The organism is Shinella sp. HZN7, assembly GCF_001652565.1.
In the GTDB taxonomy this organism is placed as follows: Bacteria; Pseudomonadota; Alphaproteobacteria; order Rhizobiales; family Rhizobiaceae; genus Shinella; species Shinella granuli.
Genome location: NZ_CP015737.1, coordinates 244,863 through 261,836, shown reverse-complemented (window position 1 = coordinate 261,836; position 16,974 = coordinate 244,863). Strand labels below are relative to the sequence as shown.

The window sequence follows — 16,974 nt, the reverse complement described above, 5'->3', positions numbered from 1 at the left end:
TCGTCAGCCCCGCATCATCACATCGACGACCGCCGCGCGGTCGATGAGGCCCACGGGCGTTCCCGCCCCGTCGAGGGCGGCCAGCGTCTCCGCGCCTTGCGAGAAGAGCGGCGCGGCCTCGGCCACCGGCGCGCTCGCGCGGATCGAGGTCGGCGGCAGCGTGCCGTTCAGCGGCCGCATCAGGGCGGCGACCTTGACGACCTTGGCACGGGCGACGCTGCGGGTGAACTCCGCCACATAGGGCGTCGCCGGATTCAGCACGAGATCCTCGGGCGTGCCCGCCTGCACGATCTCGCCGTCCTTCATGATGGCGATACGGTCGGCAAGGCGGATCGCCTCGTCGAAATCGTGGGTGATGAAGACGATGGTCTTCTTCAGCACCGATTGCAGGCGCAGGAACTCGTCCTGCATCTCGCGGCGGATCAGCGGGTCGAGCGCGGAAAAGGGCTCATCGAGGAACCAGAGCTCCGGCTCGGCGGCGAGCGAGCGGGCAATGCCGACGCGCTGCTGCTGGCCGCCGGACAGCTCGCGCGGGAAGGCGTTCTCGCGGCCGGAAAGGCCGACGAGGTCGATCATGCGCCGCGCCCGCTCCTCGCGCGCTGCCCGCTCGATGCCCTGGATCTCCAGCGGAAAGGCGACATTCGCCAGCACGGTAAGATGCGGCAGCAGGGCGAAATGCTGGAAGACCATGCCCATCTGGTGGCGGCGGATCTCGATCATCCGCGCCTCGCTTGCCGCCAGGAGGTTCTCGCCGTTGAAGAGGATGTCGCCGGAGGTCGGCTCAATGAGGCGCGAGAGGCAGCGCACCAGCGTCGACTTGCCCGAGCCGGACAGGCCCATGATGACGAAGATCTCGCCCTCGCGCACCTCGATATTGACGTCGCGCACCGCGCCGACGGCGCCGGCCGCGCGCAGCTCCGCGCTCGTCAGCCGCGCGGCCGAAGGGCCGGCCAGGGATCTGCCGCCTGCGCCAAAGATCTTCCAGACGCCACGGCAGACAAGTTTCGGTTCGCTAGAGGCCATCGTCATTCCGGTCGCGTGATCGAAACGCGGTCCCTATGGGACCGCACAAAAGGCGCCCGGCCTCCCCTGCTGGCGGAGGGCCGGGCCTTGCGCGCTACTTCTTGATCCAGCCGGACCAGCGCGCTTCGTTCGCCGCCATCCACTCGGCGACCACCTCGGAGACCTTCTTGCCGTCGAGGTCCACCTTGGTGATCATCGCCCCCATCTCGTCATTGTTGACATTGAACGCCTTGATGGCGGCATAGGCGCCCGGCCACTTGTCCTTGAGGCCGGACCAGCCGACCTTCCAGATCGGGCCGAAGGGCTTGCCGCAGTCATAGGCGGCATCGGGGTTCACGCCGGCCGCCGGGTCCTCGTAGCATTCCTTCGAATAGGGCGGGAACTCGACCCACTCGCCCTGGTACTTGGCCGGCGCCCAGTGCGGCGCATAGATCCACAGCAGGATCGGCGCCTGGCGCTGGTAGGCGCTTTCCAGCTCCGCGAAGAGCGCGGCGTCCGTGCCGGCGTGGATCACCTCGAAGGGCAGGTCCAGCGCCTCGACGCGCTCGTCGTCGAAACCGCCCCAGGTGACGGGGCCGCCGAGATAACGGCCCTTCGGCGCGGTCTCGGGGATCGAGAAGGCTTCCGCGCAGGCTTCGCTCTTCAGCGCTTCCCAGTTCGGCAGGCCGGGGCATTTCTCCTTCATATAGGCCGGATACCACCACTCTTCCTTGGCCTGCATGCCGGTCTCGCCGAAATTCTCGACCTTGCCGGTGGCCGTCGCGGCGTCCATCGCGTCACGGCCGGTGGTCTCCCACATCTCCATGGCGACGTGCAGGTCGCCGGTCTCCAGGCCCGCGAACTGCGCGAGATAGTCGGCCTGAACATAGTCGACGGAATAACCGGCCTTCTTCAGCACCTCGCCCATGATTTCCGTGGTGATGAGCTGGCCCGTCCAGTCGTGCAGCGTCAGCTTGATCGGATCGGTGGATTCCTGCGCCGCCGCGGGCGCAATCGTGAAGGCCGCGGACAGGCACAGCGTCGCGGCGAACAGTCCTGACAGGCGAATAGGTTGAAACATGCGTGATCTCCCGGTCGCACTTTGAAGTCGATGCTTTCTGATGCGCCGGATGCCGTTCCCCGTACTTTTGTATCTGTCGGCCTGCGCATGGTGCCGATCACACGCTGGATGAAAGCGGCTGTCAATCCTGAAATGTGGCTTTTTCTGCCTTTGTGACCGAATTTGCGGCTTTCTTGCCAGATGATCCGTCTAGGATTATGAAGCAGGAAACGCATGCGGACACGACGACGATGAACCACTCCAAACGCCACAACGACATTCTGAGGCTGCTCCAGCAGGACGGCACGGTGACGATCGCCGACCTCGCCAAGAAACTCGACGTTTCGCTGGAAACCGTGCGGCGGGACATCAAGCCGCTGACGACGAACGGCACCGTGCTGAAGATGCACGGCGCCGTGGCGCTGCCTTCCGTGGTGGGCGAAGCGCCCTTCGAAAAGCGCATGCGCGAGAACAGCGAGGCGAAGAAGGCGATCGCCGTCGCCATGGCCGCGACGATCCGCGACGGTGATTCGATCATGCTCGATACGGGCACGACGACGAGCTACCTCGCCCGCGAGTTGCTCGGCCACCGGCGGCTGACGGTCGTCACCAACTCCTCCGACATCGCGCGCACGCTTTCGACGGTCAACGACAACCGCGTCTACATGGCGGGCGGCGAGTTGCGCAGCGACAATGGCGCGGCCTTCGGCGTCTCGGCGATCGAGTTCATCAACCATTTCACCGTCGGCCATGCGGTCATTTCCACGGGCGCGATCGATGCCGCGATCGGCGTGATGGACTACGACCTGGAGGAAGCGGAATTCGCGCGCGCCGTGGTCACGCGCGGCAAACGGGCCGTCGTCGTCACCGACCACACGAAGTTCGGCCGGCAGGGGCTGGTGCGCGTCTGCGAATTCAGCATGCTGACCGATCTCTTCACCGACAAGGCGCCGCCCCGCGATGTCTCCGCCTCGCTGAAGGCGGCCGGCGTCAACGTCACGCTGGCGCGCTGACGAAAAAGCGGCCCGGCGAACATTTCGCCGAACCGCTTTGGATCCTGCCGAGAGGCGGGACGATCAGTTCATCGTCGACCACTGGCTTTCGACTTCCTGTGCGTCCTTGTTCAGATGCACATGGGCGTCGACATGATCGACCCAGTCGAGGGGGATCAGGTGGTGCTGGCCGTCCTTCGAATCGCTCCGGGTGAGCTTGATGCGGCTGTCGCCTTCCATGTGGTCGACGGTGCCGACATGGCTGCCATCGGCGGCGCGGACTTCCATATGTTCACGAATTTCGCTTGCAGCGACCATGGAAATTCTCCTTTCAGGTCAAATTCACCCGAAAGGAACGCGGGGAGCCGTGCGTGGTTCCCCGCGCCCAAGGACCTTGTGGCTAGTAGGCGCTTTCGTAGGCGGCGCAGATCTCCGCCTGCGTCTTGCCCGAGAGATAGGCGATCTCGCCTTCCTTGTGCTTGACATAGACGTCGGCAAAGCCCTCGGGGAACCAGCCGCAGACCGTCGCATTGCCGCGGAACCGCTGGAGCGCGGCCTCCAGCGTCTGCGGCAGGCGCACATAGCCGCGCGCGGCCAGCGCCTCAACGCCCAGCAGCGACAGGTCCTCCTGCGTCGCCTCCGGCACGGCCAGCCCCTCCTCGATGCCCTGCACGCCGGCATGCACGATGGCGGCGAGCGCGAGATGCGGGTTGGCCGCGCCGTCCGCAGCGCGGAACTCGAAGTTGAACTGGGCCGCGCGGGCGATGTCGCTGATGTCGGAAACCGGGCAGATGCGCACCGAGGCCTCGCGATCGCGAAAACCGAGATTGTTGAAGGCGGCGCTCCAGCGATGCGGGGTGAGGCGCAGGTAGGAGACGACGCTCGGCGCCGTGATGGCGATGATCGAATCGAGATATTTCAGGATGCCGGCAACGAATTTTCCGGCGACATCGGAGAGCTCGTGCTTGCCGTCCGGATCATGGGTGACCGGATTGCCGGCTGCATCCAGCATGCTCATATGCACATGCACGCCGTTGCCGACGCCCGCGGGATCGCGGATCGGCGTGAAGGTCGGGTCGTAGCCGAGCTCGCGGGCGACGAGGCCGACGAGTTCGCGGGTGATCAGCGAATGGTCCGCGATGGTGACGCCCTTCTGCGGACCCATCGTCACCTCGAACTGGCCGGCGCCGAACTCCTTGAGGATGGTGTCGGGCGTGACGCCCGCCTCCCGCATCGCCGCGATGATCGCCTCGCAGAAATGCCGCTCCTCCTGAAACCCGCCGAGCGTGAAGGCCTTGCCGATATCGGAGACGAGGTGCTTGATCTGGAACTCGTGCTCGAAGGCGCCGTAGAGCGTGACGCCCGCCACCCTTTGCAGATGATCGAGCGCCGTTTCGAGGATCGAGCGCGTGCAGAACTCCCACGGTCGGCCATCGGTATAGCGGATGTTGCCGATGACGAAATTCTCGTTCGGCGCCCCCTCCTCGCTCTCGATGCTGACGCGTGTCGCGGGATCGGGAATGAGCACGAGGTCGCCGAGCGAACCGAACGGGCTTTCGGCGATGTTGTCGAAGCAGGTGATCTGCACGTTGGTCGGCGTCCAGCCGACGCCGCGCTTCAGGCGTTTGTCCATCTGCGCCAGCGGAAAGGCCTTGCCGCGCACCTTGCCCGAAAGGTCGCCGCAGCAGGCGACCATCATTTCCTCACGTTTCATCGGCGTCCCCGTTGATCTGGTCATAACCCGGCATCGAAAAGCGGATGCCGTCCCAATCCTTGATGCGTTTCTGCGTCGCCTCCCAGTCGGCCTCCGAGACGCGCACGATCAGCGCCTCGACCAACGCCATGGCGGCGGCCACCGTATCCCAGGCCGTGCCGGCATCGATCGGCAGCGCGACGATATGATCGGCGCTGCGCGCGGCCGGCGACATCCACTTGTCGGTGACGACGACGATGGTCGCGCCGCGCTTCTTGGCGATCGTCTCGGCAAGGCGCGCGAGGCTGAGCTGGTAGCGACGGAAATCGAACAGCAGCACGACGTCCTTCTTGCGCATGCGCAAGACGTGCTCCGGCCACATTTCCGGATTGTCGGACATGTGGTAGATGCCGCTGCGGATCTGGCGCAGGTGGATCGACAGGAACGCGGCGACATTGTCGCTGACGCGCCCGCCGAGCAGGAAGATGTTGCGCGAGGGATCGGCGAGCAGGTCGGCGAGAATGTCGAACTGTGCCTGCGACACCGTCGCCGTCATCTCCTGCATGACCGCCGAGACGCGCGCCACATATTCCGACAGGAACTCCGAATGGCCGACCGGCTTCTGGCTCGATTTCAGGTCGAGCGGCGAGCGCTGCCCTTCCTTCAATTCGGTGATCAACTGGCGCTGCAGGTCTTGGAAGCCGCCGCAGCCGATCTTGCTGACGAAGCGGGTGATCGAGGGTGCGCTGACCCCGGTCTTGGCCGCCAGTTCCTGGATGCTTTCGAGGCCCGTGAAGGGATAATCGGCAAGAATGGCATTGGCGATCTTGCGCTCGCTGGCGGTCAGTTGCGCTGCGGCATCGCGGATCCTCGTGCGGATCGTCGTCGACGATTTCCCATCGCTCATTGGCGTTCGTTCCCCTGATTGGTTCGGATATTCGCGCCATGAAAAAAATTAGTCAAACGGAAAAATGCAATTGACTATGATCGAAAAATTTCCTTGACTGCCTGTCAGGAAAAGCCCGACCCGCCGGGCCCGTGACGGATCCCATTCCATGCTCAGGTTCGCAGACCGCGACACGACCAGATTGCTGCAGACGGGCGACCCGGAGCCGGTGGAACGGATCAACCCTGCCGGCGCCTCGTCGATCTTCCTGACCTGCGAACATGCCGGCCGCGCCATCCCGGCTGCGCTCGGCGATCTCGGCATTCCCGCCGCGGAGATGGATCGCCACATCGCCTATGACGTCGGCGCGGAGGGCGTCGCCCGCGGCCTGGCCGAGCGCCTCGACGCCGCGCTCATCCTGCAGCGCTACAGCCGCCTCGTCATCGACTGCAACCGGCCCTTCGAGGCGAAGGATTGCGTCGTCGAAGAGAGCGACGGCACGCCGGTGCCGGCAAATGCCGATATCAGCGATCTCGACCGCCGCTGCCGCTTCGTGGAAATCCACCAGCCGCTGCATGAGGCGATCGCCGCAGCGCTCGACCAGCGCCAGGCGAGCGGAAAGCCGCTCGTCCTCGTCTCGGTGCACAGTTTCACGCCGGTCATGCGCGCGACGGGCGCGACGCGGGACTTCGAGCTCGGCCTGCTCTACAACCGCGACGCCCGCCTTGCCGAGCGGCTTGCGCAGACGTTCCGCGCCGCCAATCCGGACGTCACCGTCAAGCTCAACGCACCCTATCACGTCGACGACATCTCCGACTACACGATCCCGGTGCACGGCGAGCGGCGCGGCATAGCGCATGTGCTTCTGGAAGTGCGCAACGACCTCATCAACGATGCCCGCGGGCAAGAGGAATGGGCAGGCCGCCTCGCCGGCCCCCTCCGCCTTGCGGCAGACAGCCTCGAAGGAAACGCCTGATGGCCGCTGACCATCCGACCACCCGCGACGTGCCGCTCGATCCGGCCGCCTCCGCCATCCTCTTCATCGACGTGCAGAACTTTTCCGTGCGCCGCGAGGGCGGCGAGTTCAAGGATGTTTCCGACGCCGATATCGCGGGAAAATACGGCTATTATTTCAAGCGCATCCACGAGGTCGCGATCCCGAACATGCAGCGCCTGCTGGAAGGCTTCCGCAAGGCCGGCATCGAGGTGCTGCACACCACGATCGAGAGCCTCACCAGGGACGGCCGCGACCGCAGCCTGGACTACAAGATCACCGGCTTCAACGTGCCGAAGGGCTCGTGGGACGGCAAGGTCATCGACGAGCTGGCGCCGCTGGAGGACGAGATCGTCTTCCCGAAGAGCTCGTCCAGCGTCTTCGTCTCCACCCATATCGACTACATCCTGCGCAATCTCGGCGTAAAACAACTCGTGCTGTGTGGACTTCTGACCGACCAGTGCGTGGAATCGGCCGTGCGCGATGCCTGCGACCTCAACTATCTCGTGACGCTGGTGCCCGATGCCTGCGGCACCTATTCGCAGGAGCGCCACGACACCTCGCTGAGCGCCATCAAGGGCTATTGCCGGCAGGTCTCGACCGATGCACTGCTGAAGGAGATCGGGCAGTAAGGCCCGCAGACGAACCGACGGGACGGAAACGAGGAGCATCCGAAAGCGGGCCGCAGAACACAACAAAAGGCCGGGCCGCGCGACATTTCACTGCCGAAAGGCATCAAAAAGGGGAACGACCATGATGAAGACTTCCAAACTGCTTCTGGCGGCCGCAAGCCTTGCGCTCGCCGCCTCCGCGGCCTTTGCCGAGGACGACAAGATCGTCATCGGCGGCGCGCTCTCGATGACGGGCATCCAGGCCCCGCTCGACACGCCCGGCTACAACGGCGCGCAGGTTGCGGTGAAATATCTCAACGACAATGGCGGCGTGCTCGGCAAGCAGGTCGAGTTCATCAACATCGACGGCAAGTCCGATCCGGTGACGGTCGGCAACGTCGCCGTCGAGCTGATCGACAAGGGCGCGCAAGTCATCGTCGCGCCCTGCGATTTCGACTTCGGCTCGCCGGCGAGCCGCGAGGCGCAGTCGGCCGGCCTCGTCGGCATCTCGACCTGCGCCTCCGATCCGCTCTACTCTTCCTGGTCGCTCGGCGACAAGCAGTTCACGCTCTCGATGTGGAACACCACGATGGGCGCGACGGCAGCCGATTTCGCCTTCAAGGAGAAGGGCTGGAAGACGGCCTATGTCGTCACCGATCAGTTCATCGCCTACACCAAGTCGCTCTCCAAGTATTTCGTCGAGCAGTTCAAGGCCGATGGCGGCGAGATCATCCTGGAAGACACCTATACGAACGGCGACAACAACTTTTCCGCCCAGCTCGCGCGTCTCCAGGCGCTCGGCAAGAAGCCGGACGTGATCTTCGTCTCGTCCTACGGCACGGATATCGGCGTGATCATCCGCGCACTGCGCGAAGTCGGCTATGACGCGCCGATCCTCGGCGGCGATGCCTATGACGACCCGGCGATGCACGAGGCGCTCGGCGAAAAGTTCGGCAACGACGTCTATTTCGTCACCCATACCTGGATGGGAACGGGAGCGGATCCGGAAATGGAGAAATTCATCGGTCTCTACAAGGAGATGTTCGGCAACGAGCCGGACACGTCCTTCGTCTCGACGGGCTGGGACACGATCATGATGATCGCCGAGGCGATCAAGGCGGCCGGCACGACGGAAGGCGGCGCGCTCGCCAAGGCGCTGGAAGACGGCCAGTTCAAGCTGCTGACCGGCGACCTCGACTACGGCACGGCCGAAGAGGGCCACGTTCCGAACAAGGCGGCGGCGCTCATCGAGCTGAAGGGCGGCAAGCCGACCTTCGTGGGCTGGCGCAAGCCGGAATCCCTGCCGAAGCCCTGATCGTACTTTACGGGCCGGCCGCCAAAGCCGGCCCATCACCTTCGGAAAAGCCATGTCTGAAACGCGCCTCGCGGTAAACGACGTGTCGGTGGAATTCACCGGCCTCCGCGCCCTCGACCATGTGTCGCTCTCCGTTCTCACCGGCGAGGTCGTCGGCCTGATCGGTCCGAACGGCTCGGGCAAGACGACGCTCATCAACGCCATCACCGGCCAGGTAAAGCTGGCGGGCGGCACGATCACCGCCGGCGACATAACCCTTTCCGGCCTCTCGCCGCGTAAGATCGCCCTTGCCGGCGTCAGCCGCTCCTTCCAGATCGTGCGCCTTTTCAACACGATGACGGTGCTGGAGAATGTCGAGGCGGCAGCCCTGGCGAAGGGCGCTTCCCGCGGGGTCGCCACCGAGCGCGCGAAAAACCTTCTCGACGAACTCGGCCTTTCGGCGAAGGCGGATGAGCTGGGCGAAAGCCTCAGCTACGGCGACAAGCGCCGCGTCGAGATCGCAAGGGCGCTCGCCGCCGAACCGCGCTTCCTGCTGCTCGACGAACCCGCCGCCGGCATGAACGACGCGGAGACGGAAACCCTGCTGCACACCCTCTCCGAACTGCCGAGGAAACGCGGCCTCGGCCTTCTCATCATCGATCACGACATGGGCCTCATCATGCGCCTCTGCCACCGGCTGCATGTGCTCGCCTCCGGACGCACCATCGCGGAAGGGGACGCCGCCCATGTCCGCAGCCATCCTGATGTCATCGAAGCCTATCTCGGCAAGGGGGCGGCCCATGCTTGAGATCACCGGCCTCTCCGTCATTTACGGCACGATCCGCGCGGTGCGCGGCATCAGCCTCACCGTCGCCAGGGGCGAGCTGGTGAGCCTGCTCGGCGCGAACGGCGCGGGCAAATCCTCGACCATCAAATGCATCGCCGGCGCGCTGAAGGCGGCGGGCGGCTCGATCGTGCTCGAAGGCCGGGACATCACCGCGGCCAATCCCGAGCAGGTCATCCGCGCCGGCCTTGCCACCGTGCCGGAAACCCGCGACGTCTTCCCGGACCTGACGGTCGCCGAAAACCTCATGCTCGGCGCCTACATCCACCGCCGCGACCAGGCCGGCAACCGGCAGAACCTCGAAAGGCTGCACACGCTCTTCCCGCGCCTCGCCGAGCGGTCGAGCCAGCCGGCCGGCACGCTTTCGGGCGGCGAGCAGCAGATGCTCGTCATCGCCCGCGCGCTGATGGCGCGGCCGCGCGTCCTCCTCCTCGACGAGCCCTCGCTGGGTCTCGCGCCCGCGATCGTCGAGCGCATCTTCGAGATGATCGAGACACTCAAAAAGTCCGGCCTCACCATCCTGCTCGTCGAGCAGAACGTGAACCAGGCGCTCGCCGTCGCCGACCGCGCCTATGTCATGCGGCTCGGTGCCATCGTCGCATCCGGCACCGCCGAGGAGATCCGCTCGGGAAGCGATCTCAGCGCACATTATCTGGGAGGCTGATTCCGATGGCTTTTGCGATCCAGTTCGTCATCGACGTCCTCAGCCTCGGCGGGGCCTATGCCCTCATGGCGCTCGGCCTCGTCATCATCTACGGCATCCTGCGGCTGGTGAATTTCGCCTATGGCGAACTCATCATGGTCGCCGGCTACACCATGTATCTTTCCAGCGGCTCGGGCCTGCCCTGGCTCGTCATGGCCGCACTCGCCGTCGCCATGGCGGTGCTCTTCGGCATCCTCACCGACTATGCCGCCTTCCGCCCGGTGCGCGCCAAATCGGTGACGGCGGTGCTGATCACCTCCTTCGCCTTCTCCAACCTGTTGCAGAACGCCGCCCTCCTCTTCATCTCGCCGCGCCCGCGCAACGTGCCCCTGCCGGACATCTTCTCGCAGACCGTCTCGATCGGCGGCGCGATCACGCCGGTGCGCAACCTCATCACCATCGCCGCCTCCATCGTGCTGCTCGCCGCCGTCGCCTTCCTGATGCGCAGGACGACGCTCGGCATCGCCATGCGCGCGGCGGCGACCAACTTCACCATGGCCCGCATGCTCGGCGTGCCGGCGAACCTCATCATCTCCTCGGCCTTCGCCCTCTCCGGCTTCCTCGCCGGCGTCGTCGGCATCCTGTGGATCGGCCGCATCGGCACGGTCGTGCCGGGCGTCGGGCTGGAGCCGCTGCTCGTCGCCTTCATCGCCACCGTGATCGGCGGCATGCGCAGCCTTCCGGGCGCCGTCGTCGGCGGCTTCCTCTTGGCGCTGATCGATACGACGCTCAACTACACCCTGTCGCAGGATCTCCTGAAGTTCCGCGACGCCTTCACCTTCAGCCTCGTCATCCTGATCCTGCTCTGGCGCCCGCAGGGCCTCATCAAGGGCCCGGCGAGCGGGCAGCGGACCTGAGGAGCGGAGACCATGAAACATTCCTATCTCACCGCCCTCATCCTCATCGCCGTCATCGCCGCCATCGCCATCGGCAGCCAGCTCATCGGCATCCGCCTCTACGACCGGATCGCCACCAACCTGCTGATCTCGCTGGTCCTCGTCGTCGGCCTGCAGACCTTCATGGGCAATTCGGGCCTGCTCTCCTTCGCCCATATCGGCTTCATGGGCCTCGGCGCCTACACCTCCGCCGTGCTGACCATCCCGGCCCAGATGAAGGGCATGGCGCTGCCGGACCTCTACGACTTCATGAAGGTGGTGGAGATCTCGCCGCTTCTGGCCATGCTGGCTGCGGGCGTGCTTGCCGCGGTCGTGGCGGCCGTCGTCGCCTATCCGCTGATGCGGCTTTCGGATGCGGCCTCCGTCATCACCTCCTTTGCGCTGCTCGTGGTGCTCTACACCGTCATGAACAACTGGAGCGCCTTCACCAACGGCCCGCGCACGCTGTTCGGCCTGCCGAAGACGACGGACTTGCCGATCGCCGCCATCGTCGCGGCCGTCGTCGTGATCGTCGCGCTGCTCTTCAAGGAATCGCGCACCGGCAAGCTGCTCCGTGCCTCCCGAGAGGACGAGGTCGCCGCCGCCGCGCTCGGCGCGAACATCCCGCACCTGCGCTGGCGGGCCTTCATCCTCGCCGCCTTCATCGCCGGCATCGGCGGCGCTCTCTGGGGCCATTTCATCACCTCCTTCGCGCCGAAGGCCTTCTACCTGAAGGAGACCTTCCTCATCATCACCATGCTGGTGATCGGCGGGGCGAACACGGTGACCGGCGCCGTCGCCGGCACGATCCTCATCACGTTTGCCTATGAAGGCCTTCGCGGCACCGAAAGCGCGCTGAACGCCACCGCCATCGGCGCCGGCCAGGTCGTCGGCCTCACCGAGATCGTGCTGGCGCTCGCCATGATCGCCGTGATGATCGTCAAGCCCGGCGGCCTCTTCCCGAACCGCGAGATCGGCCACATCCTCACCCGCGCCCGCCGCAAGAAGGAGACAGTTGCATGAGCTGGAAGACCGCCTACCGTTCCTTCTACTACGCCAACGCAGAGGCGCCGGACGACATCGTGCTCGATCCGCAGACGACCGCGCTGCTCGTCATCGACATCCAGAACACCTATCTCGACCCGAAGGACACGCCGGAAGAGACCGCCCGCTGGCAGCCCTTCTATGATCGCATGCGCAAAACGGTGATCCCGAACACCGCACGGCTGATCGAGGAATGCCGCAAGCGCAAGGTGGAGGTCATCTTCGCCCGCATCGCCTGCCTGAAGCCGGACGGCCGCGACCGCTCGCTGAGCCAGAAGAAGCCCGGCTTCAACTACCTGCTTCTGCCGAAGGACCTGCCCGAGGGCCAGGTCGTGCCGGAACTCGAACCGCGTCCCGACGAGATCGTCATCACCAAGACGACCGACAGCGCGCTGACCGGCACGAACCTCCGCCTGATCCTCCACAATATGGGCATCAAGGACGTCATCTGCTGCGGCATCTTCACCGACCAGTGCGTCTCCTCCACCGTGCGCAGCCTGGCGGACGAAAGCTTCGGCGTGGTCGTCGTCGACGATTGCGGCGCGGCGGCGACGGACGAGCTGCACCGGCGGGAGCTGGAGATCATCAACATGATCTATTGCCACGTCGTCCAGCTTGACGAGGTCCTGACCTTCTTCAAGGAATCGGGAGAGCGACATGTCCGGCCTCTACGCCCGTGAAAGCCGATCGGTCTCGACGATGGCGCATCTGCGGTTCTTTCCGCAGGCGGTGGTCGGCGGAAGCGGCGCATACCTCACCGGCGACGACGGGCGCAAACTCCTCGACTTCGCCGCCTCCTGGGGCGCGGCGAGCCTCGGCCATTCGCATCCCGCCATCCGCGAGGCGGTGAACCGCGCGCTTTCCGACCAGGCGGGCGCAAGCTATCTCTCCACGGCCAACGAACCCTCGGTGCTGCTCGCCGAAAAGCTGCTCTCCCTCGTACCGGAACGCGCCCGCGGCCGCGTCTGGTTCGGCCATTCCGGCTCGGACGCCAACGAGACGGTCGCCCGCATGGTCGTCGCCGCCACCGGCCGGCCGCGCATCCTTGCCTTTAACGGCGCCTATCACGGCGGCACCGTCGGTTCCATGGCCGTCTCCGGCCACCCCGCCCAGCAGGGTGCGCGGGCGAAGGGCCTGACGCTGGTGCCCTACCCCAACAGCTACGCCGCCGGCGGCCCCGACGCCGCGAAGGACGCCGCCCTCGCTTATCTCGAAACCCTTTTCGCCACCGAGGTCCCGCCGCAAGAGATCGCTGCCTTCTTCATAGAGCCGATCCAGTCGGACGGCGGCATGCTGGTGCCGCCGGACGGGTTTTTCAAGGACGTGGAAGCGCTCTGCCGCACACACGGCATCCTCATCGTCTCAGACGAGGTGAAGGTCGGCCTCGGCCGCACCGGGCGCTTCAACGCCTTCGAGCACGCCGGCATCGAGCCCGACATCGTCGTCTTCGGCAAGGGCCTCGGCGGTGGGCTGCCGGTCTCGGCGGTGGTCGGCCCGGAGGCCATCCTGAACCACGCCGTCGCCTTCTCGCTGCAGACCGTGCACGGCAATCCGGTCTGCGCCGCCGCGGCGCTCGCCGTGCTGCAGACCATCGAGCGCGACAATCTCGTCGCCAATGCGGAACGGACAGGACGCATGCTGCGCGAGACGCTCGACCGCCTCGCCACCCGCCATGCCCTGATCGGCAATGTGCGCGGCCGGGGCCTCGCCCTCGGCGTCGAGCTTGTTGCGGATGGCGCACCGGCCCTGCGGCAGACGGCGTTGGCGGTCTACCGCGCCTTCCAGCTCGGCCTCGTGCTCTACTATGTCGGCGTCAACTCCAACGTGCTGGAATTCACGCCGCCGCTGACCCTGACGGAGGCGGAAGCCCAGGAGGGTGTCGCCATCCTGGACCAGGCGCTCGCCGATGTCGCGGCGGGCCGGGTCGACGAGGCGCTGCTTGCCGATTTCGCCGGCTGGTAGGTTTCAGGCGGCCGAAAGACGAAGCGCCACGCCCAGCAGGGTGCGCGCACCGGCGATGATATGCGCGTCGGAAACGAACTCCGCCTCGTTGTGGCTGATGCCGTTGCGGCAGGGCACGAAGATCATCGCCGCCGGGGCGAGCCGGCCCACGAAGAGCGCATCGTGAAAGGCGCCCGACACCATCGGCCGGCTGCGGATCGCGAGCGCCCGGCACGTCTCCTCGATCGCCGCCGTCACCTCCGGGGCGAACCGGCCGGGAGCCATGTCGACGCGCAGTTCGATGGCCGTTTCGCAGCCCCACCGCGCGCCCGCGGCCTCGCATTCCTCCCTCACGCGCCGGTCCATCGCCGCAAGCGCCGCCGCGTCCGGATGGCGGATGTCGACGGTAAAGGAGACGCGGCTCGGGATGACGTTGATGGAGCCCGGCTCGGCGGCGATGCGGCCGACCGTCAGCCGCGCCTCGGGATCGGCGGGCATGATGTCGTCCTGGATGCGCGCGATGGCCGCCGCCGCCGCGCCCATCGGATCCTTGCGGAATTCCAGCGGCGTGGTCCCGGCATGGGCCGCCTCGCCGGAAAAGGCGATCTCCAGCCATTTCGTGCCCTGAACGGCGGTGACCACGCCGATCGGCACGTCCTCGCGTTCGAGAACGGGGCCTTGCTCGATATGCAGCTCGACGAAAGCGGAGATGGCGTGCCCGATGGGCCGCATGCGGGCTTCCGGCAGCGCTTGCAGCGTCGCCGCCAGTTCGTCGGCGAGCAGCGCGCCGTCCGTCGCCCGCGCCCGGCGCCAATCCGAAAGGTTACCCGCGCCGGCGAAGGCCATGGAGCCCATGCAGCCCGGCGAGAAGCGGCTGCCCTCCTCGTTGGTGAAGGCGACGACCTCGATGGTGCGGTCGGTCTCGACGCCCGCATCGGCGAGCGCTTCCAGCACCTCGAAGGCGCTGAGCGTGCCGAGCGCGCCGTCGTAGCGGCCGCCGGTCGGCTGGCTGTCGAGATGGCTGCCGATGAGGAGCGGCGGCAGCGTCGCATCCCGGCCGTCGCGGCGGAGGAAAAGATTGGCCGCCTCATCCTGGAAGACGGTGAAGCCCCGCGCGAAAGCGCGCTCGGCCAGCAAGCGGCGGGCGGTACGGTCTTCGACGCTCAGGGCCTGCCGGTTGACGCCGCCGGCGGGCGTCGCGCCGATGGCCGCGAAATCGGCGATGGATGTGAGGAGGCGCGCGGGATTGACCTCCGGCATTGTGCTCATCGGCCGAGGCCTGCGATGAAGCGCTTCACCCGGTCCGGATCGACCGCGTTCCACCAGACGCCGTCATATTTGAGGGCGCTGGCGATGATCACGCCGTCGGCGACGGCGAGGATGTCGTTGGCATTGTCATGGGTGACGCCGCTGCCGACCAGCGTCGGCAGCGAGGCGGCCTCCTTGATCATGCGGATATAGCCGAGATCGGCCGTATGGCCGGTGCGCTGGCCGGTGGCGATGACGACGTCGGCATCGAAGAAGACGAGGTCCTTGACCTGCTCCTCGACCGGCCGGTCGGAAACGATGGCGTGCGCGCCGTGCTTGACATGGGCGTCGGCGAAGATGCGGATGCCTCTGGCACGCAGTTGCGCCCGGTAGCGCATGGCGCGGGCGGATTCGCCCTCCACGAAGCCCTCATTGGCGACATAGGCATTGGCCCACTGATTGACGCGGATGAACGAGGCCGAGGAGGCCGAGGCGATGGCAAGCGCCGGGATCGCCGCATTGGCAAGCACGTTGATGCCGATCGGGCGGCCGAGCTCGCGGCGGATGCGGTCGGCGATGACGGCCATGTGGGCGGAGGTCTCGTGGCCGATCTGGTCCGGCTTCGAGAACGGCACATCGCCGTGGTTCTCGACGATCAGCGCGTCGCAGCCGCCGGAAAGATAGGCGCGCGCATCCGAAAGGCCGCGCTCGTAGATCGCCTCCACGCCCTCGTCGTCATAACGCGGTGCGCCCGGCAGCGGGAGCAGGTGCACCACGCCGATCACCGGCTTGTCGCGCCCGAAAAGCGTCTTCAGCGTATCCTTGTCCTGCCGTCCGATGGGGTTGCTCATGGCGATCACACGTTTTCCAGTTTCAGTGTCTTGGTGAGGGCGGCGATTTCCGCCGGCGTGGGGAAGGAGGCGAGCGTGCCGGGACGAGCGACCGCGATGGCTGCCGCCCGGGTTGCCAGCCGCGCGGCATCGGGGAGCGATGCCCCCTGCGCCAGCAGGCCGGCAAGCGTGCCGGCGAAACAATCGCCCGCGCCGCTGGCATCGACGGCCTCCACATCGGAGGGCGGGAGGCGGACGGCGGACGAAGTGCCTGCCTCAAGAAGCAGGGCGCCCGCGCTGCCGAGCGTGACGATGGCGCTATCTGCACCCATCGCCAGCAAGCGGCGCGCTGCACGCTCGGCATCGGCCTCGCCGGTCAGGGCCTCCGCCTCCGGCCGGTTGACGACGATGAGCGACACGGCCGCAAGGTCGAGCGGATCGGCGGAAAGCGGGCTCGGATTGAGTATCGTGACGAGGCCTGCCGCCCGCGCCGCCGCCAGGCAGGCCATCGTCGCGGCCGTCGAAAGGTTCCCCTGCATCAGCAGCATGTCGCCGGCCGCCCATGTGTCGCCGAGGGTGGTCATGGCGAGCGGGTCGAAGGCCTCCGCGCAGGCCGCGGCGGTGATGATGACATTCTCGCCGGCGCGGTCGATCATGATCACCGAGCGGTCGCAGGGCAGGTCGAGATGCACGAGGCGGAGATCCGGGATCTCGGCGGCGATCACCCCCTCGACCCAGTCGCTCGCCGCATCCCGGCCGACCGGCGCCCACAGCGCCACCGCAGCCCCCGTACGGGCCGCGGCAACCGCCTGGTTGGCGCCCTTGCCACCTGGACCGTCGCCGGCAGCGGCCGCATTCAGCGTTTCGCCGGGCAGCGGCAGCCGCGCCAGGCGAAAGCTCGTATCGACGCAGACATTGCCGACGACGTGGATGGTCATGGGGCTGTTTCCTGGAACC

Annotated in this window: 17 protein-coding genes and 1 pseudogene; 10 read left to right on the top strand and 8 right to left on the bottom strand. The window is 66.5% G+C overall.

Annotated elements, in window-relative coordinates:
* Nucleotides 1–3: 3 nt before the first annotated feature.
* Entirely contained in the window at nucleotides 4–1,023 is a 1,020-nt protein-coding gene (locus shn_RS23635; RefSeq protein ID WP_064332965.1) for a glycine betaine/L-proline ABC transporter ATP-binding protein, read from the bottom strand.
* 94 nt (nucleotides 1,024–1,117) lie between these two features.
* Complete coding sequence (locus shn_RS23630; protein WP_064332964.1) at nucleotides 1,118–2,083, bottom strand: ABC transporter substrate-binding protein; 966 nt, start codon at nucleotides 2,081–2,083, stop codon at nucleotides 1,118–1,120.
* Nucleotides 2,084–2,313: 230 nt separating this feature from the next.
* Here shn_RS23630 and shn_RS23625 point away from each other — a divergent pair, with 230 nt between their 5' ends.
* Nucleotides 2,314–3,075, top strand: coding sequence for a DeoR/GlpR family DNA-binding transcription regulator (locus shn_RS23625; RefSeq protein ID WP_064333273.1), 762 nt, complete (start codon nucleotides 2,314–2,316; stop codon nucleotides 3,073–3,075).
* Between the two features lie 63 nt (nucleotides 3,076–3,138).
* Here the strand turns inward: shn_RS23625 and shn_RS23620 are convergent, their stop codons facing one another.
* The 3 genes from shn_RS23620 to shn_RS23610 all read right to left on the bottom strand — a co-directional run bounded on the left by shn_RS23620 (nucleotide 3,139) and on the right by shn_RS23610 (nucleotide 5,654).
* Entirely contained in the window at nucleotides 3,139–3,372 is a 234-nt protein-coding gene (locus shn_RS23620) for a DUF2171 domain-containing protein (protein ID WP_064332963.1), read from the bottom strand.
* An 82-nt stretch (nucleotides 3,373–3,454) separates the two neighbouring features.
* The gene (locus shn_RS23615) at nucleotides 3,455–4,768 is read right to left on the bottom strand and encodes a glutamine synthetase family protein (protein WP_145926042.1); all 1,314 of its coding nucleotides are present in this window, start codon (nucleotides 4,766–4,768) and stop codon (nucleotides 3,455–3,457) included.
* Complete coding sequence (locus shn_RS23610) at nucleotides 4,758–5,654, bottom strand: MurR/RpiR family transcriptional regulator (RefSeq protein ID WP_064332961.1); 897 nt, start codon at nucleotides 5,652–5,654, stop codon at nucleotides 4,758–4,760. The genes shn_RS23615 and shn_RS23610 overlap by 11 nt, the downstream gene beginning before the upstream one ends.
* A gap of 148 nt (nucleotides 5,655–5,802) precedes the next feature.
* Here shn_RS23610 and shn_RS23605 point away from each other — a divergent pair.
* The 9 genes and pseudogenes from shn_RS23605 (at nucleotide 5,803) to shn_RS23565 (ending at nucleotide 13,960) form a co-directional block, all read left to right on the top strand.
* Nucleotides 5,803–6,619, top strand: a pseudogene (locus shn_RS23605) (N-formylglutamate amidohydrolase).
* The gene (locus shn_RS23600; RefSeq protein WP_064332959.1) at nucleotides 6,609–7,259 is read left to right on the top strand and encodes an isochorismatase family cysteine hydrolase; all 651 of its coding nucleotides are present in this window, start codon (nucleotides 6,609–6,611) and stop codon (nucleotides 7,257–7,259) included. Before shn_RS23605 ends, shn_RS23600 begins: the two are co-directional and overlap by 11 nt.
* Nucleotides 7,260–7,380: 121 nt before the next feature.
* Nucleotides 7,381–8,553 (top strand): ABC transporter substrate-binding protein, encoded by a 1,173-nt coding sequence (locus shn_RS23595; protein WP_064332958.1) that lies wholly within the window; start codon nucleotides 7,381–7,383, stop codon nucleotides 8,551–8,553.
* Nucleotides 8,554–8,605: 52 nt separating this feature from the next.
* Complete coding sequence (locus shn_RS23590; RefSeq protein WP_064332957.1) at nucleotides 8,606–9,340, top strand: ABC transporter ATP-binding protein; 735 nt, start codon at nucleotides 8,606–8,608, stop codon at nucleotides 9,338–9,340.
* On the top strand, nucleotides 9,333–10,040 hold the full coding sequence (locus tag shn_RS23585; protein ID WP_064332956.1) for an ABC transporter ATP-binding protein: 708 nt from the start codon (nucleotides 9,333–9,335) through the stop codon (nucleotides 10,038–10,040). The genes shn_RS23590 and shn_RS23585 overlap by 8 nt, the downstream gene beginning before the upstream one ends.
* Nucleotides 10,041–10,045: 5 nt before the next feature.
* Entirely contained in the window at nucleotides 10,046–10,936 is an 891-nt protein-coding gene (locus tag shn_RS23580; protein WP_064332955.1) for a branched-chain amino acid ABC transporter permease, read from the top strand.
* A gap of 12 nt (nucleotides 10,937–10,948) precedes the next feature.
* Nucleotides 10,949–11,977 carry a branched-chain amino acid ABC transporter permease gene (locus tag shn_RS23575; RefSeq protein WP_064332954.1) on the top strand — a complete coding sequence of 343 codons (1,029 nt, stop codon included), beginning with the start codon at nucleotides 10,949–10,951 and terminating at the stop codon, nucleotides 11,975–11,977.
* The gene (locus shn_RS23570) at nucleotides 11,974–12,678 is read left to right on the top strand and encodes a cysteine hydrolase family protein (protein ID WP_064332953.1); all 705 of its coding nucleotides are present in this window, start codon (nucleotides 11,974–11,976) and stop codon (nucleotides 12,676–12,678) included. Before shn_RS23575 ends, shn_RS23570 begins: the two co-directional genes overlap by 4 nt.
* Nucleotides 12,656–13,960 (top strand): aspartate aminotransferase family protein, encoded by a 1,305-nt coding sequence (locus tag shn_RS23565; protein ID WP_064332952.1) that lies wholly within the window; start codon nucleotides 12,656–12,658, stop codon nucleotides 13,958–13,960. Before shn_RS23570 ends, shn_RS23565 begins: the two co-directional genes overlap by 23 nt.
* Nucleotides 13,961–13,963: 3 nt before the next feature.
* Here shn_RS23565 and shn_RS23560 read toward each other — a convergent pair whose 3' ends face one another.
* The 3 genes from shn_RS23560 to shn_RS23550 are packed head-to-tail and all read right to left on the bottom strand — an operon-like array spanning nucleotide 13,964 to nucleotide 16,955.
* The gene (locus tag shn_RS23560; RefSeq protein WP_064332951.1) at nucleotides 13,964–15,208 is read right to left on the bottom strand and encodes a Zn-dependent hydrolase; all 1,245 of its coding nucleotides are present in this window, start codon (nucleotides 15,206–15,208) and stop codon (nucleotides 13,964–13,966) included.
* Nucleotides 15,205–16,038, bottom strand: a complete 834-nt coding sequence (locus shn_RS23555; RefSeq protein ID WP_064333272.1) for a BtpA/SgcQ family protein — start codon at nucleotides 16,036–16,038, stop codon at nucleotides 15,205–15,207. The genes shn_RS23560 and shn_RS23555 overlap by 4 nt, the downstream gene beginning before the upstream one ends.
* A gap of 5 nt (nucleotides 16,039–16,043) precedes the next feature.
* Entirely contained in the window at nucleotides 16,044–16,955 is a 912-nt protein-coding gene (locus shn_RS23550) for a PfkB family carbohydrate kinase (protein ID WP_064332950.1), read from the bottom strand.
* Nucleotides 16,956–16,974: the final 19 nt, after the last annotated feature.

What these genes read in the sequence shown, in the direction of transcription:
- shn_RS23620 (WP_064332963.1), bottom strand. Translation starts at nt 3,372, where the DNA reads ATGGTCGCTGCAAGCGAAATTCGTGAACATATGGAAGTCCGCGCCGCC.
- shn_RS23600 (WP_064332959.1), top strand. Translation starts at nt 6,609, where the DNA reads ATGGCCGCTGACCATCCGACCACCCGCGACGTGCCGCTCGATCCGGCC.
- shn_RS23625 (WP_064333273.1), top strand. Translation starts at nt 2,314, where the DNA reads ATGAACCACTCCAAACGCCACAACGACATTCTGAGGCTGCTCCAGCAG.
- shn_RS23590 (WP_064332957.1), top strand. Translation starts at nt 8,606, where the DNA reads ATGTCTGAAACGCGCCTCGCGGTAAACGACGTGTCGGTGGAATTCACC.
- shn_RS23630 (WP_064332964.1), bottom strand. Translation starts at nt 2,083, where the DNA reads ATGTTTCAACCTATTCGCCTGTCAGGACTGTTCGCCGCGACGCTGTGC.
- shn_RS23550 (WP_064332950.1), bottom strand. Translation starts at nt 16,955, where the DNA reads ATGACCATCCACGTCGTCGGCAATGTCTGCGTCGATACGAGCTTTCGC.
- shn_RS23555 (WP_064333272.1), bottom strand. Translation starts at nt 16,038, where the DNA reads ATGAGCAACCCCATCGGACGGCAGGACAAGGATACGCTGAAGACGCTT.
- shn_RS23610 (WP_064332961.1), bottom strand. Translation starts at nt 5,654, where the DNA reads ATGAGCGATGGGAAATCGTCGACGACGATCCGCACGAGGATCCGCGAT.
- shn_RS23615 (WP_145926042.1), bottom strand. Translation starts at nt 4,768, where the DNA reads ATGAAACGTGAGGAAATGATGGTCGCCTGCTGCGGCGACCTTTCGGGC.
- shn_RS23575 (WP_064332954.1), top strand. Translation starts at nt 10,949, where the DNA reads ATGAAACATTCCTATCTCACCGCCCTCATCCTCATCGCCGTCATCGCC.
- shn_RS23580 (WP_064332955.1), top strand. Translation starts at nt 10,046, where the DNA reads ATGGCTTTTGCGATCCAGTTCGTCATCGACGTCCTCAGCCTCGGCGGG.
- shn_RS23585 (WP_064332956.1), top strand. Translation starts at nt 9,333, where the DNA reads ATGCTTGAGATCACCGGCCTCTCCGTCATTTACGGCACGATCCGCGCG.
- shn_RS23560 (WP_064332951.1), bottom strand. Translation starts at nt 15,208, where the DNA reads ATGAGCACAATGCCGGAGGTCAATCCCGCGCGCCTCCTCACATCCATC.
- shn_RS23595 (WP_064332958.1), top strand. Translation starts at nt 7,381, where the DNA reads ATGATGAAGACTTCCAAACTGCTTCTGGCGGCCGCAAGCCTTGCGCTC.
- shn_RS23570 (WP_064332953.1), top strand. Translation starts at nt 11,974, where the DNA reads ATGAGCTGGAAGACCGCCTACCGTTCCTTCTACTACGCCAACGCAGAG.
- shn_RS23565 (WP_064332952.1), top strand. Translation starts at nt 12,656, where the DNA reads ATGTCCGGCCTCTACGCCCGTGAAAGCCGATCGGTCTCGACGATGGCG.
- shn_RS23635 (WP_064332965.1), bottom strand. Translation starts at nt 1,023, where the DNA reads ATGGCCTCTAGCGAACCGAAACTTGTCTGCCGTGGCGTCTGGAAGATC.